Source organism: Acinetobacter sp. HR7 (assembly GCF_000773685.1).
GTDB lineage: Bacteria > Pseudomonadota > Gammaproteobacteria > Pseudomonadales > Moraxellaceae > Acinetobacter > Acinetobacter thermotolerans.
In genome coordinates this window covers 1-15229 of record NZ_JPQO01000184.1, presented here as the reverse complement: position 1 = coordinate 15229, position 15229 = coordinate 1, and the positions used below count along the sequence as shown (strand labels likewise).

Sequence of the window (15229 nt, the reverse complement as noted above, 5' to 3'; positions counted from 1 at the left end):
GATCATTGAAAAGGAAAATAAAAAAATAGCGTCATCAGACGCTATTCTTCGCTATCACAGACAGTGATAAAAACTTATGGTACCGATTGCACAAAAGCCGGATAAATCAAACTATCGGCATCCTGTTCCGCAGAATAGACGCCATTGATCACATTAAATTTATTCACATGATAAGTCGAACCATAGATCGAATCGAAGCCTGTGCCCTTGCTAAATACCGTTTTATTGGCTGCAAGATCGAGTAAGTGCGTTCCACCAATAAACTGCTTATATTGCTTAGGATCCACCCCCACTTTATTCGCCATAATTTTCACAGCTTCTTCATGGGTTGCTGGATCATTAATGAACTTAACCGTCTTATCCCACACCTGAATGATTTTTTTCCATTCTTCTTGATGTGCAGATAAATGCGTCATATTCACGGTCAAAGTATCGTAAATCAAGCCTGGCTTATCTTGAGAACTATAAATAATTTTAGCACCTGGAACAGCTTTTAATGCCTGATTCGCTACTGGCTGCCATACAGCAATTGCCGAGACATCCGGCGTATTAAAGACTTGTGGCAGCTCATTGGTCATCGAATTCACCAAGGTCACTTCATTTGACTTGATCTTGGCATCTTCAAGTGCAGTAGACAGCAGCAGGTGATCCACCAGCCCTTTTTCCACAGCGATGTGTTTACCTTTCAGGTCTGCAATGCTGTTAATGCCATTTTTGGCGATAATCACATCATTCCCTGCAGAATAATCCGTGACCATAATCATTGCACCTTTGGTACCGCCTGAGGCAATGACCAAGTTATCACCATTGGTCACAGAAATCGCATCGAGCTGGTTCGCAGAGAAGGCATTAATGGAGGCTGAATAGTCAAACCATTTAAAGTCAACATTCACCCCTGCTTCTTTAAAGAAACCTTTTTCAATCGCCACTTGCCACGCCACCCAACCCGGCCAGTCGCTATAACCAATGGTAATTGGTTTGCTATTTAAACTGCCCATTGCTTTATCTGAAGGTTCTGGAATTTTGGCAGTATTGTCACAACCACTGAATAAAATGGCACAGCACACCGATGCTGCTAGCGTTACTTTTTTAATCATTGTGCGATTTCCCCTATGCAATTACATTTAAAGCATGTATTTGAGATTTGTTTTGATTGAATAAAATCACGCCAGCCACCGAAATGACTAATATCTGTGGCATCTTCCAGTGTGTAGCCTTCGCAGATAAAACCTTTGACCCAACTGCCATCTGCCAGCTGGACATTGCCAATACCTAGCGGTGCCGGAACTTCTGCCACGATCTGACCAAAGTTGGCAAATGGAATATCCCAGACCTCCACTTCGATTTCTTGACCTTTGCTGTGGTATTGCAAGCCCGGTTTAGGCGGTGTGGTATTTTTCAGTGCAAACAGTTTGTAGCTGGCTGCGGTTTTGGTTTTTTGCACTAAAGTGCCGCCACGTGTAGTCAACTGAAAATTCAATGGCATACCGCTCAGGTGTGCTCCCACTACTGCCAGCTTGACTGAATGCTGTGACTGGATTTGGCTTGTTGGTTCATAAGTTTTTTCAGATGTGCCCAGTGTCAACGCCGTTGCCTGCTGCCAAGTCTGAGCAAAGTTCGCCAATGCCTGATCCATCCAGGCGGGGGCAATAAAAGTTACCCCGCTTGGCAAGCCATCGGCACGAATTGTATTTGGCAGTGCCAACGCACAAAGATCAGCAAAATTGACAAAATTGGTGTACGCCCCCATATGGCTGTTTTTTACCAGCGGATCGGCTTCTACATCGGCAATTTTGTAGATGGTTGGCGCTGTTGGCACCATCAAGGCATCAAAGTCTGCAAGTACCAGATTGATTTGACGAGCCAATTGCGCTCGCTCATATTCCGCCTGCATCATATCGACGGCATTAAAATTGTCTGCCTGACTGATAATCTGGTGAATCACCGGATGGGTTACATCACGGGAAACCCGTTTTTCCACGGCACTGCTTCGTTCTGCTACCCATGCCTTGTTATAAAGTGCCGCTGCCAGCTGATTAAAAATTGTAAAATCAATGGCTTCAACTTTGTAACCGAGCTGCTTGACACGGCTAATTGCCTGTTCAAAGGCTTTTGCTGCCTCGGCATCGCCATAAAATTCCAGCTGTGCCGGAATGGCAATTTTGCCTTTGGAAAATTGGGTTGGCACATTGGCTGGATGCTGGCGTGAATATTCATCTGTCGCATCATAGCCTTGCATGATTTGCGCCACTTGCCAGGCATCATCGACAGTCAAGGCAAAAATGGAAATCACATCAATGGTGCGGCACGCAGGTACCAGACCCGTAGTGGAAAACCAGCCTTTGGTGGGTTTCAAGCCAACAATATTGTTATGTCCTGCCGGTACACGGCCAGAGCCAGCGGTATCCGTGCCTAAGCTAAATGGCACTTGACCATTGGCCACGACTACAGATGAACCCGAACTTGAACCGCCACTGATATATTCCGGATTAAAGCTGTTTTTCACTGCGCCGTAGGGTGAACGTACACCGACCAGGCCAGTCGCAAACTGGTCTAGGTTAGTTTTACCTACGACAACAGCACCGGCAGCTTTTAATTTAGCCACAACCGTTGCATCGCTGGTTGCGAGATAAGAAGCTTCTTTACAGGCTGCAGTGGTATAGAAACCGGCAACATCAATATTGTCTTTGACTGCGAATGGAATGCCGTAGAGTGGCAATTCGGCTGGTGATTTTCCTGTTAAGGCATCAATTTGTGCTTGTAATTGTTCTGCAGATGCAATTGAAATCCAGGCATGATCATCATTCTGAAATGATGCAACATAATCGATCAGGTCCTGTAACTGAATCTGCTGCTGTTGGTAGGCGTTCTGCCAGTCTTGAATTGTCCATAAAGTATTCATGACAATACTCCTTTATTGGTATTTTGGGGAATGGGAGGCATCACGGCATCCATCAGTTCCAGGTGTCCTTTGAGCACCCCTTTTAATGCAATAAATTGTTCGCTAATTTCTTTTAAATCACTGCTCACGCCCTGCATCAGCATGACTTGCAGGACTTTCTGATCATCCAGCTGGATATGCAGCGAGCTGATCACCTGTTCCAGATATTGCTGTTGCAGATCGACCAGCTGGGAACGTAACGGTTTCAGGCTGACGTCATAAACCAGGGTCAGTGTGCCGACCATGACTTCATCACGAGAAACCAGCTCATCAATCAGGTGGCGGTTAATCATGTCGACAATGGCCTGCGAGCGGCTTTCATAGTGCTGCTCGACAATCTTTTGATCCAGCGATTGCAGGGTTTTTTCTGGCAAGGTGATACTGATCCGTGCCAATTTGTGTTTAGACACGCTTACTTTCCTTTGCTAAATCTTGCTTGATATGAAGCCCAGCACGAACACTGAGTATGTCGACTAAAAATTGTGCGAAAGGATGCAGCTTGCTTGTTTTGCGATGTGAAGTCATGTGCATCTCCTCAGGTATTACAAAATCAGAAATTCGTATTACTTAGGAAAATGCAGAAAGCGTGCCAGCTTTTAATCAGACATGTGTGAGCGTGGAAAAAACTAAAACGACATAAAAACAAAGCCCCATGCGCTGAGCTGGGGCTGGTTTAAGGGTCTTAACAACCAAAATGAGAATAATTTTAAGCACTTTTTATTTATAGGTAGGTCATATCATTGTTTTTCTGCCTACCGGATCAACTGAATATCACAGTGTCGAGTAATCAAGCCATTTGCCCTCCTCTGTTGATTGAGTTACATATCAATAGAAGCATAAAACGTACCAGTTCCAACAAAATATATAGATGATAAAAGCATCTCCAAAAAACAATGCCTTAGCGCAAATGGATACCAGTGAAAAATATTTATGCGCCAAGAGTGATCAAACTTGCACCAAAACGATATCAAATAAGGTTTCATGGTACAGTTTTCGGTAATGGAATCTTCACCAGTTACCCTTCTGTAGCCTTAATTATGAATGCTAAAACCACTCAGATTCAGGTTTCGATTAAAATTTGCACTACAGGTGAATTTCTATACAATAAATTCCATAAAAATGCCGAACAATAAGGAAATTTAATGAAGACTTCATCTCTCCTTCCTACTGCCATTCTTTGTACGCCTTTTATTTTTGCGGCATGTAGCAAAACCGAGCAAGCAGAAACCACCAAAACCGAAATTCGGCAGGAAGACACCACGCAAGTTGCCGAAATGGCACAGCCTCAAGCTTTTGACCTGAATAAAATTCCGCTAAGTACAGCAACACTCGGTGACTTTCCTTATATTTCCCTGCCAGACGGTTATATCTATCAAAATACTGAACAGCGCAATTTTGAGCGTGTTCCATTCTGGACAGGACAGCAACTGGAATGGGTGGAAGGACAATTATTCAGTTCAGGCATTACTTCGAAACCGGAATATAAAGAAGGTAATTTTTTAGAAATTCAGCGTAATCTGGAAAGTGTGATCAAGGATTTGGGCGGTGTGGAAATTGCCAATAGCCAGATTCCAAAAGATATCATCGAGAAAATTCCGAAGGATTTTCAGGTGCAATATTATGCGGGTCTGGGGGATATTTTTAACTACCCGACCAAGACTTATGTCGTTCGCCAAGAAGATACGTCTGCATGGTTCCAACTGACCCAATCTGGCAATTATATTTCGCTAATGGTGGCTGAATCCAAGCCTTTAAATGTGACTGCCAAAGCGCTGACTTCAAGTGCACTAAAACAAAGTCTGGATCAGGACAATAAAGTTAGTGTACAGATTAATTTTGCAACGGATAAAACGGAAATTTTGCCGGACTCACAAGCGCAAATTGATCAGATTGTTGCCTTATTAAAAGACAATCCTAATTTAAAACTGGGCATTTATGGTCATACCGACAATACCGGTGATGCCGCACATAACTTAAAGCTGTCTGATCAACGTGCGCAAAGTGTGGTTGCTGCCCTGACCAAAGCAGGTATTGAAAGTAACCGTTTAATTGCTAAAGGTTTTGGGGATACTCAGCCTGTTGCAAATAATTCGAATGAAGATGGTAAAGCGAAGAATCGTCGAGTGGAGTTGGTGAAGCTTTAACACTGATAAGAAATAACTTTCATAATAAACCGCCGAAAGGCAGTTTATTATTTTAAGTAAGGAAATAAATCTATAATTTTCGATGAATAACTAAAAAATTTGCTGGAGTATTCAATTAAAAATATTCAGATTTATTTTGATATATGCTAGTTTTAGTACACTTTAAATGAATACATTTTAGAAAAATTTCATGCAAAAATATGCAGTTAATCAATATTTAATTGAAAATATACTTTCATGGGTCTCATCAGGCGAAATCGCAATTCCTGAAATTCAACGTCCCTTTGTCTGGGATAGTTCCAAAGTACGTGATTTGATGGATAGTCTCTACCAAGGTTTTCCCATTGGTTATGTAATTGCGTGGAAAAATCCAAATGTAAAATTGAAAGATGGGACTCTAAGTGAAGGTAAAAAAGTACTGATTGATGGACAGCAACGTATTACGGCGTTAACTGCAGGTATTTTGGGGCAATACGTTATTAATAAAAGTTATCAACGTGTAAAAATCAAAATCGCTTTTAATCCAATTGAAGAAAAATTTGAAGTACAAAACCCAGCAATTTTAAAAGATAAAACATGGTTAGCAGATATTCATGATGCGTTTTCTGGGCAAATTAGCCTAATCAAACTTGTACGTGAATATTTAAAACTCAATCCGGATGTTGATGAAGATCAAATTGAAAATGCTTTTACACGTTTAATCAGTATTACTAAAAAACCTATTGGGATGATTGAATTAGCACCTGAGCTTGATATTGAAACTGTTACTGAAATTTTTATTCGAATTAATTCTAAAGGCGTTGTACTTAGCCAAGCTGATTTTGCGATGAGTAAAATTGCTTCTGATACAGAAAATGATGGTAATACTTTACGTAAAGCCATTGATTACTTCTGTCACTTAGCTATTTCTCCGGACTTTTATAAGCATATTGAAGACTATGATCCGGATTTTGCAAAAACAGACTACTATCAAAAAATGGTATGGTTGCAAAAAGAAAATGAAGACCTTTATGATCCAAGTTACAATGATTTATTAAGAGTAGCCTTTACCTCTCAATTTAATCGTGGTCGTCTCTCTGATCTTGTTAGCTTACTCTCAGGACGTAATTTTGAAACACGTACTTTTGAAGCTGATATTTCTACAGAATCTTATAAAAAATTAAAAGTTGGCGTACAAAATTTTATTAATGAAACTAATTTTAAAAGATTCTTGATGATCGTGAAGTCTGCAGGTTTTATTTCTCCTAAGCTTATACGTTCACAAAATGCACTAAACTTTGCTTATATTTTATATTTAAAATTAAAAGACTTAGGAGTTAATTCTGTAAAAATTGAAAGCTATGTAAAACGATGGTTAGTTTATAGCATTCTAACAGGACGCTATTCAGCATCTCCTGAAAGTACAATTGATTATGACATTAAACAAATTTCAGAAAAATCTTTTGATGTTTACTTAAATGAAAAAGAAGAAAGTGAATTATCAGATGCGTTTTGGAATTCCTCGTTACCTCTAAGCTTAGATACTTCAGTCGCAAGCAGTCCATATTTTCACGTATTTTTAGCATCACAAGTGAAAGAAAATGATCTAGGTTTCTTGTCTAAAGATATTACGGTTGGGCACATGATCGAGCATCGCGGTGATGTTCACCATCTTTTTCCAAAAGAGTATTTAAAAAATGCTGGGTTAGACCGAAGCAAATATAATCAAATCGCCAATTATGTTTATATGCAGCAAGATATTAATATTAAAGTAGGAAAACAATCACCTAAAGAATATTTCTCAATCATCCGAAATCAAATTGATACCAATCAAGTCACAATTTCAGGTATTACGACTGAAAATGAACTATTAAATAATTTTGAAGCTCATTGTATTCCTAAAGAAATTGAAAATATGACTGTAGATAATTATTTTGTGTTTTTGGACCACCGAAGAAAGCTTATGGCACAAAAAATTAAAAATTATTATTTCTCATTATAAAAAATAAAAAAGACCACCTAAGTGGTCTTTTTTATTTCTATTTCATCAAGCCACGGGTTCCAACGTAAACAAAACCTACCCTGTTTTCACTATTAGAGCTGATTAAACATTAAACCCAATATGTTTCCCTGTAGGCAGCTCTACATCAATACGCAGCTTTCCACCCATGGCTTCAACATATTTTTTCATTGTCGAAATCTTGAGATCGTTGCCACGATTCTCAATTGCACATAGTGAAGGTTGTTTAATCCCTAAAGTTTCAGCTAGTTCTTTTTGAGAAATTTCCAGCTCTTCGCGAATCATATGAAGATGTTGCTCAAGCAGCAGTTCTTCCGCCATTTCCTGAATACGTGCCTGACTCTCAGGAGAACGTTTCGCCAATAATTCTTGCAAAGTTTTAGCCATATCAGGTTACTCCTAAAGATTTCAAATGCAGTGAATACTGTTCATCTGCAATTGCCAGCATCTCTGTATAGAAACGCTTGTTGCCACTTTTGTCACCAATGCAGAGTACAATTGCCTGTCTTAATGGATCAAAAGCAAAAAATGCTCGAATTGGTTTTCCTCTATGTTGAACACGTAGCTCTTTCATATTGGTATGTCTAGAGCCATATATCGTGTCTACTAAAGGTCGCCCAAGACTTGGTCCCTGACTCTGCAATACCACCAAAGCTGCTAAGACTTTTTCCTGTGTCGATTCGTCCTGTTGTTCAAGCCATTCATTAAATACATCTGTGGTCAGTACCGTCCACATACCACCACCAAAATATAGACTATAAGCTATATATTACTAATATCCACTCTTTACTGCAAATAAAAAACCGCCCTTACGGGCGGTCTTTAAAAGTTCCCTCCTTTTTCAAAGGAGGGTTAGGGAGGTTTCTTTAAGCCACCGGCGCCAAAGTAAACAACACCTGTCCTGTTTTCACCGTTTGCCCTTTCTCAATCGTAATCGCATCTACACGCATACGCTCAGGCGCAATAATTGGAATTTCAATCTTCATCGCTTCAATCACGGCTAAGGTCGCACCTTCTTCCACGATATCGCCAGACTGACATTCAATTTTCCAGATCGAACCCGGCATATGCGATTCCACCGCACAGCCACCTTCCGGAATAGCCACAGTTTCACCATCATCGACTGCGTCCAGACTTTCAGACACGTATTCTGCCAGTCCAGCTTCATGCCAGCGACGGCGTTCTGCTTCAAAGTTGGCCTGTTGTGTTGCCTTAAACTCGCTAATGCTGTCGGCATTGTCGGTCAGGAACTGGTTGTACTCTTTCAGGTTCAACACGCCTTCTTCAATACGCAGTTTCAGACGACCTGCCTTAAAGTCCTCACGCATTTGCATCAGTTCTTCTTCAGACACTTCATAGAACTTGATCTGGTCAAAGAAGCGCAATAACCATGGCTTGCCTTGCTCGAAGTCCGCATTTTTACGGTAGCGTGACCACATTTGCGTAGTACGACCCACAAACTGATAACCACCTGGACCTTCCATACCGTAGACGCACATATAAGCCCCGCCGATACCGACAGCATTTTCAGGGGTCCAGGTACGTGCCGGATTATATTTCGTGGTGACTAAACGTTGACGCGGATCAAGCGGAGTTGCCACTGGTGCACCTAAATATACATCGCCTAGGCCCATGACCAGATAGCTGGCGTTATACACCACATCTTTGACTGCATGTTTATCCTTCAAGCCATTAATACGGCGGATAAACTCGATATTGTCTGGACACCACGGTGCATCTGGACGCACAGTTTGCATATAGCGTTCAGTTGCCAGCTGGGTTTGCGAATCTTCCCAAGCCAGTGGCAGATACACAGTACGTGATGGCACTTCCATTTCAGTCACATCAGGTAATTCAGTTTCAGCAACTTGCAGCAGACGCAACAGGTCGAGCTGATCCAGCTTGATTGAATCAAAATGGATTTGCAGCGAACGGATGCCCGGTGTCAGGTCGATAATGCCCGGAATATTCTGTTTTTGAACCCATTGCATCAAGGCATGAATACGGAACCGCAGGTTCAGATCTAGCACCAGCTCACCATATTCCACCAGCATGTAATTGTTACCTGCTGGGCGATACACCACATCTGGCGCACCATTTTCACCTTTTAAGGTATCCAGTACGGCATTTTTCAACGTAGCTAGTTCAGGATAGAAGGATTCATTGAATGAAACTTCTTGGGTATCCAGTGCTTCAAGCTGCGCATGATATTTTTCATTCAGCAATTTGGCTTGATGATAGCTGACTGGAACAAATTTCACTTTATCACCGGCTTTGAGCTGACCGAGTTTCCACAGCTCCGAATTGATTACCACCGCGGGACAGACAAAACCACCCAAACTTGGGCCATCTGGACCGAGGATAATTGGCATATCGCCAGTAAAGTCGATCGCACCAATGGCATAGGCATTGTCATGAATATTCGATGGATGCAGACCGGCTTCACCACCATCTTCACGTGCCCATTCAGGTTTTGGACCAATCAAACGGATACCGGTACGGCTCGAGTTAAAGTGGATTTCAAAGGTATTGGCAAAGAAGGTATCGATGTCATTTTTGGTAAAGAAGTCTGGTGCACCATGCGGGCCATACATCACCGCAATTTCCCATTCATGGCTGAATGTCGGCACTTGATCAGGTGTCAGCGCTTTGACTGCATCAGATGTAAATGCGTTGATTGGAAGCATATCGCCAATCAGCAGATTACGGCCGGCATGACCGCCAAACTGACCGAGGGTAAAGGTCGCTTGTGAACCTAAATATTCAGGCACATTCAGACCGCCTTTAATACCGATATAGGTACGGCAACCGGTCGCGATCTTGCCACATTTCAAAATCTGACCTTTACGTACATTTACAGTTCGCCACATCGGTACTGCCACGCCATCTAAGGTGGATGGCATGTCACCACCCGCAAGTACGATCTGGCTGTCACAGTGGAATTTCAGTGTCGGACCTTGCAGGGTACATTCCAGACCGGCGGTATTTGCTGGGTTACCTAAAAGCTGGTTTGCGACATTTAAAGACAATGGATCAATCGCACCTGATGGTGGCACACCGACATCCCAATAACCGAGACGACCTGTGACATCCTGCACCGCAGTTTGGATCCCAGCTTGTAACACTTCGATTTTTTGGGTTTTCCACTCAAAGGTATTCAGGAAACGTGTGGTTTGTGTTCCCGCCTTAAACACCTCACAGTCGATAATATTTTGCAGATATTCCAGGTTGGTTTCGATACCGGCAACCTGAGTCTTCGCCAGTGTATCAGTCATCGCCTGAATGGCTGCATCACGGTCATCTGCTGTGACAATGATTTTGGCAATCATCGGATCATAGAAAGACGATACATTCGAACCAGTTTCGACCCAGGTTTCGTTTCGTGCGTTTTCATCAAACTCGACATAGGTTAGCAGACCGGCACTTGGCTGGAAGTTCTTAATTGGATCTTCGGCATAGAGACGCACCTGAATCGAATGTCCTTTGGATTCCAGTTGCTCGGTTGGAGCAGTCCAGTCACCGCTGGCAAGCGTTACCATCCATTCCACCAGGTCCACACCAAAGACTTGCTCCGTCACACCATGTTCGACTTGCAGACGGGTATTCACTTCAAGGAAGTAGAATTCTTGTGTGTCGGTATCCATGACAAATTCAACTGTACCCGCAGAACGGTAGTTCACTGACTCCATCAGCTGAATCGCTACATTCTGGATATAGGCACGTTGCTCATCGCTAATGTGCGGTGCTGGCGTTTCCTCGATCACTTTCTGGTTACGACGTTGTACCGAACAATCGCGTTCACCCAGCGCAATCACCTTGCCTTGGCCATCACCAAAAATCTGCACTTCGATGTGACGCGCATTTTGTACGAATTTTTCCAGGTACAGACCTGCATCTTTAAAGTTGGCTTGTGCCAAGTAAGACACGGTTGCATAGGCATCTTTCAACTCAGCTTCATTCCAGACCAGACGCATGCCGATCCCGCCACCACCCGCAGTACTTTTCAGCATGACTGGGTAACCGATACGCGCCGCCTCTGTCAGTGCTTCAGCTTCATCTGCCAGTAATTGACTGCCTGGAAGCAATGGTACATTGGCCTGAATTGCCAACTCACGCGCCGTATGCTTTAAACCAAAAGCACGCATTTGTGCCGAATTTGGACCAATAAAGGCAATGCCTTGTGATTCACACAGGTCGCAGAATTCTGCGTTTTCAGACAGGAAGCCATAACCCGAGTGAATTGCTTGAGCACCGGTCTGTTTCGCGACTTCCAGAATTTTTTCGATATTTAAATAACTTTGGCTGGCAGGAGCTTCACCAATATACACAGCTTCATCTGCAAGAGTGACGTGCAATGAATCACGATCGGCTTCGGAATAGACAGCGACAGATTGAATCCCCAGTTTTTTCAGGGTACGGATCACGCGGCAGGCAATCGCGCCACGGTTGGCAATCAGAACTTTATTAAACATAACTTATGCCTCCTCGCCTTCACGTACCACCAGCTGGATTTGTGTCGGGTTATAGGCATTACATGGGTTATTCAATTGCGGACAGTTCGAGATCAGTACGATCAGGTCCACTTCCGCCTTGATTTCCACATACTTGCCCGGTGCCGAAATACCATCATCAAATTTCAGGTGACCATCGGCAGTCACTGGCACATTCATAAAGAAGTTGATGTTTGGACCGATGTGACGCACGTTTAAGCCATACTTTTTCGCGACCGGATGCTTCGCCAGCGCATACATAAAGTTGTTACGGCAGCTGTGCATTGGGTATTTGTCATGTGCATAACGGACGGTATTACTTTCACATGAACATGCACCGCCTAAAGTGTCGTGACGACCACAGTTATCGTCGTTGATTACGGCAATCGCGCGACCAAAGTTACTGTATAAAGTGGTGCCTTTTTCCAAATAAATCTGCTGGTTCATCGCTAGGGTATCGGTTGCGCTATAACGCTCTTCCGGATTTTCAGCTGAGATAAATAAGGTATCGACTGCCTGATTCCCTTCCAGATCAATGATGCGGAAATACTGGCCTTTTTTGACTTCGCACATCCATGCTTCACCGGCAGGACAGATTTCGCTAAGTACGGTTTTTTCGAATTGTTGTAGAGCTGTCATGGTTATTCTCCTGCCTTAAACGTTTGAAATTGCGTAGTAACGTGCGTTGTTCTGGAATGCACGCTGGTTCTGTGGACAGGAGTCACGACAGATATCAGTTTCGCCTAAACTATTGGCTTTAAACAGTGACAACTGGATATCAGCCGGTTGATATTCTGCACTGTTATCCAGACCATGCGGTGCAGCAGACAGGAACACCAGACAGTCCATTTCAAATCGCAGTTCAATCACTTGATCAGTATTGTCTGAAGGCACATAAGACAATGCACCTGCATCATTCGGAGTGACTTTCGAGAACAGGTTTACGGTCGCACTGAGGTCGGTTTGACCTAAAGAGAATTTGGATAATTCAATTAACAGACCATCTAAACCGCTTTGGTACATGTCATTGCGGGCATCCTGGAAGGTACGGATTCCAAACTGTTTTTCAATCTGTTCAGGACGGGATGGACCACAGAAGGTATCATTCCAGCCAGCTTCATCTTTAACGATGGATGCCATCACACGACCCAGATCGGAATACAGCACATTCCCTGCTGTCAGGTATGCGGTATGCTGGCCTTTCAGACTGTCTGGCATGTTGTAACGTTCCAGTTTGTCTTCAGCATTGACACAGAACAGGGATACATTGGCATTGGCACCCAGTGCCTTGAATTGCAATACTGCCCCTTTTTGAATGCGCCCGGACCAATGATGCCCTCCCGGCAGGATTTCAGTCCAAAGTGTTTGATTGTTATGGTACTTATTGTCTATTGCGCCCATGTGTATGACCTCTCTAAGGTTTTTGTTCCAACCTCCCGGGCTTTTATCCCTCCGTGTAGCTCAAATCGAGCTGTGAACTCTCGGTCTCAGGCGCAGTTTTTTTGAAAAAACTGCCGGAACCCTAGATCACTTTATGATGCGTAGATAAATGCAAATGACGTGCCAATTTAGTATTACTATTTTTCATTCAAGTAATACTGTTTTGACTTATGAAATGAACAATGAAGGTGCAAATCACGTTTTTAATGAATCAAGATGTACCAAAAATAAAAAATTCCAGCCTAGACCGGGATTTTTAAACGTTGAAAATTAACTATTTCTAAATAACACTGAACATGAACGCTATTTCGTTAAAATTTCATGCAAGGTATGCCGTAGCCACTGATGGCTGATCTTGTGATGGCAGGACATGTGCCAGTACTGTTTGACTGCATAGGTTGGAAAGGCAATCGGTGCATTAAAGATTTTCAGATTGCCGCGAGACAACAACACTTCACTTAAATAGTACGGCACGGTGGCAATCGCATCGGTTTCCTGCACCACCAAGCCTACACCGAGATAGCTTGGCAGACGCATCAGGATGTCACGCTTCAGTTCCAGATTCAGCAACTCGTTTTCAATATGGTAATGCCCCATGCCGGCATCAATATCAATATGGGTTTCGCGCAGATAGTCTTCGGTGGTCATGCTGTCACCGGTCAGACGCGGATGGTCTTTCGCCGCAATCACCACATAATATTGTTCAAACAATTTCTGCTGATAAAAGCCATTTTCCAGATTCGGTAAAAAACCCAGCGCCAGATCGATTTCGCCATTGGCCATCAAATAACTGGTTTCCGAGGTAATCGGGCGCACATTCAGACGGATATGTGAGGCATGTTCTTTTAAATATTGGGAGATTTTAGGCAGCAACACCAGATGCGAAACATCGGTCATGGCCAAGGTAAACTGTTGCTGTGAAGTGGCCTGATCAAAGTCGATGGTGAAGTTATTAATCGCTTCAACCTTGCTTAAGGCCTCACTGACCAACGGAAACAAATGCTTGGACAGTTCAGTTGGCAACATTTCATTGCCGATGCGTAAAAACAAGGGATCGTGATAATGCTGACGGATTTTATTGAGCAGGTTACTCACCGTCGGCTGGCTCATTTCGAGGTAATCGGCTGCCTGTGATACATTTTTGAATTTATACACATAATAAAAAATACTGAGCAATTTACAGTCTAGTTCAAACACAGCAACCCATTTCCTTTAACTTTTTAATCGTCTGGCCGGCTTATCATCTGTGGAAAATTATCAAGCGCCAATGTTTAAATATAACACTTTGCACGCATTTACAATGTAATGATCCTGCCTCTTTGATAAAAAAAATCATTTTATTTTTCCCTGATTAAAGTCATGTAATCCTGATTTTAATCAGGTCCCTATTGTTTGATTAAAACTTCTTAACCCCCTATCCAGCCTACGCTATACTTGGCCACGTAGAATTTTATGATTGAATTAAGAAAGGTATTGGATGTTTCAAGGCAAAAAGCTGGTATGTTTTGATTTGGATGGTACCTTGATTGATTCCGTCGGCATCTGGAACCAGGTCGATGCAACCCTGATTCAGGAACTTTCCGGGATTGAGGTCAATTTAAATCAGATCCAGCAACAACGCGATCTACAGCTGACTGCAGTTCGGCACCTGCCCGATCCTTATCTGGAGTATTGTGGTTATCTCAAAGCGCAATACGGTTTTGACCTGCCTAAAGAGGAAGTCAAAAACCGTCGCTACAGCATTTCCCGGCATTTTCTTGATCATGTGGTCGAACTTAAACCACAAGCTGATTTACTGATTCAGACACTTAAACAGCAAGACATACAACTGGCCTTGACCACAACCACCAGCCTGTTCAACGTGCAGCGTTATCAGGACAATAATCAAAACATCAATCAGAAGATCAGTTTTCATAATGACTTTGCCCTGCTGCTGACCCGTGAAAATGTACAAAATATCAAGCCACATCCGGAAGTCTATTTAAACGTACTAAAGCATTTTGGCGTTGAAGCTCAAGACTGCCTAATTGTTGAGGACTCTCTGATTGGTGTAGAGGCAGCCCACAATGCAGGTATTGAAGTCGTCGCTGTTTATGACCAGTATTCCGAACATGAAATGGATCTGATTAAAGCTAAAGCAGATTATTTTGTGCAGGACTTTACCGAATTATTAATGCATGTGGCCGAGTCAATTGCTTGACATCCTCTCCGACCT

Annotated in this window: 13 protein-coding genes and 1 riboswitch; of the genes, 3 read left to right on the top strand and 10 right to left on the bottom strand. The window is 42.8% G+C overall.

The window, feature by feature from the left end; genetic code table 11:
* Window positions 1–74 precede the first annotated feature (74 nt).
* The 4 genes from GW12_RS10170 to GW12_RS16120 are packed head-to-tail and all read right to left on the bottom strand — an operon-like array spanning window position 75 to window position 3466.
* Window positions 75–1097 (bottom strand): ABC transporter substrate-binding protein, encoded by a 1023-nt coding sequence (locus tag GW12_RS10170; protein ID WP_034587144.1) that lies wholly within the window; start codon window positions 1095–1097, stop codon window positions 75–77.
* Entirely contained in the window at window positions 1094–2902 is a 1809-nt protein-coding gene (gene atzF, locus GW12_RS10165) for an allophanate hydrolase (protein WP_034587141.1), read from the bottom strand. Before atzF ends, GW12_RS10170 begins: the two co-directional genes overlap by 4 nt.
* Window positions 2899–3351 (bottom strand): CopG family ribbon-helix-helix protein, encoded by a 453-nt coding sequence (locus tag GW12_RS10160; protein WP_034587139.1) that lies wholly within the window; start codon window positions 3349–3351, stop codon window positions 2899–2901. Before GW12_RS10160 ends, atzF begins: the two co-directional genes overlap by 4 nt.
* Window positions 3344–3466, bottom strand: a complete 123-nt coding sequence (locus GW12_RS16120) for a hypothetical protein (protein WP_264673528.1) — start codon at window positions 3464–3466, stop codon at window positions 3344–3346. The genes GW12_RS10160 and GW12_RS16120 overlap by 8 nt, the downstream gene beginning before the upstream one ends.
* A 617-nt stretch (window positions 3467–4083) precedes the next feature.
* On the opposite strand from GW12_RS16120, the gene GW12_RS10155 reads away from it, so the two are divergent.
* Together GW12_RS10155 and GW12_RS10150 are read left to right on the top strand one after the other, a co-directional pair.
* Window positions 4084–5085, top strand: coding sequence for an OmpA family protein (locus tag GW12_RS10155; RefSeq protein WP_034587137.1), 1002 nt, complete (start codon window positions 4084–4086; stop codon window positions 5083–5085).
* 190 nt (window positions 5086–5275) lie between these two features.
* The gene (locus GW12_RS10150; protein WP_034587135.1) at window positions 5276–7066 is read left to right on the top strand and encodes a DUF262 domain-containing protein; all 1791 of its coding nucleotides are present in this window, start codon (window positions 5276–5278) and stop codon (window positions 7064–7066) included.
* A gap of 102 nt (window positions 7067–7168) precedes the next feature.
* On the opposite strand, the gene GW12_RS10145 is transcribed toward GW12_RS10150, so the two are convergent.
* The 6 genes from GW12_RS10145 to GW12_RS10120 form a co-directional block, all read right to left on the bottom strand.
* Window positions 7169–7471 carry a helix-turn-helix domain-containing protein gene (locus GW12_RS10145; protein ID WP_034587133.1) on the bottom strand — a complete coding sequence of 101 codons (303 nt, stop codon included), beginning with the start codon at window positions 7469–7471 and terminating at the stop codon, window positions 7169–7171.
* A 1-nt stretch (window position 7472) separates the two neighbouring features.
* The gene (locus GW12_RS10140; RefSeq protein WP_034587131.1) at window positions 7473–7820 is read right to left on the bottom strand and encodes a type II toxin-antitoxin system RelE/ParE family toxin; all 348 of its coding nucleotides are present in this window, start codon (window positions 7818–7820) and stop codon (window positions 7473–7475) included.
* Window positions 7821–7950: 130 nt separating this feature from the next.
* Window positions 7951–11556, bottom strand: coding sequence for an urea carboxylase (uca, locus tag GW12_RS10135; protein ID WP_034587129.1), 3606 nt, complete (start codon window positions 11554–11556; stop codon window positions 7951–7953).
* A gap of 3 nt (window positions 11557–11559) precedes the next feature.
* Entirely contained in the window at window positions 11560–12213 is a 654-nt protein-coding gene (locus GW12_RS10130) for an urea amidolyase associated protein UAAP2 (protein WP_034587127.1), read from the bottom strand.
* A gap of 15 nt (window positions 12214–12228) precedes the next feature.
* Window positions 12229–12975 (bottom strand): urea amidolyase associated protein UAAP1, encoded by a 747-nt coding sequence (locus GW12_RS10125; RefSeq protein ID WP_034587125.1) that lies wholly within the window; start codon window positions 12973–12975, stop codon window positions 12229–12231.
* Window positions 12976–13005: 30 nt separating this feature from the next.
* Window positions 13006–13111, bottom strand: a riboswitch (guanidine-I (ykkC/yxkD leader).
* Between the two features lie 206 nt (window positions 13112–13317).
* Window positions 13318–14211: a LysR family transcriptional regulator gene (locus GW12_RS10120; protein ID WP_034587124.1), complete on the bottom strand. Its 894-nt coding sequence runs from the start codon at window positions 14209–14211 to the stop codon at window positions 13318–13320.
* 280 nt (window positions 14212–14491) lie between these two features.
* Here GW12_RS10120 and GW12_RS10115 point away from each other — a divergent pair, with 280 nt between their 5' ends.
* Entirely contained in the window at window positions 14492–15214 is a 723-nt protein-coding gene (locus tag GW12_RS10115; protein ID WP_034587123.1) for an HAD family phosphatase, read from the top strand.
* Window positions 15215–15229: the final 15 nt, after the last annotated feature.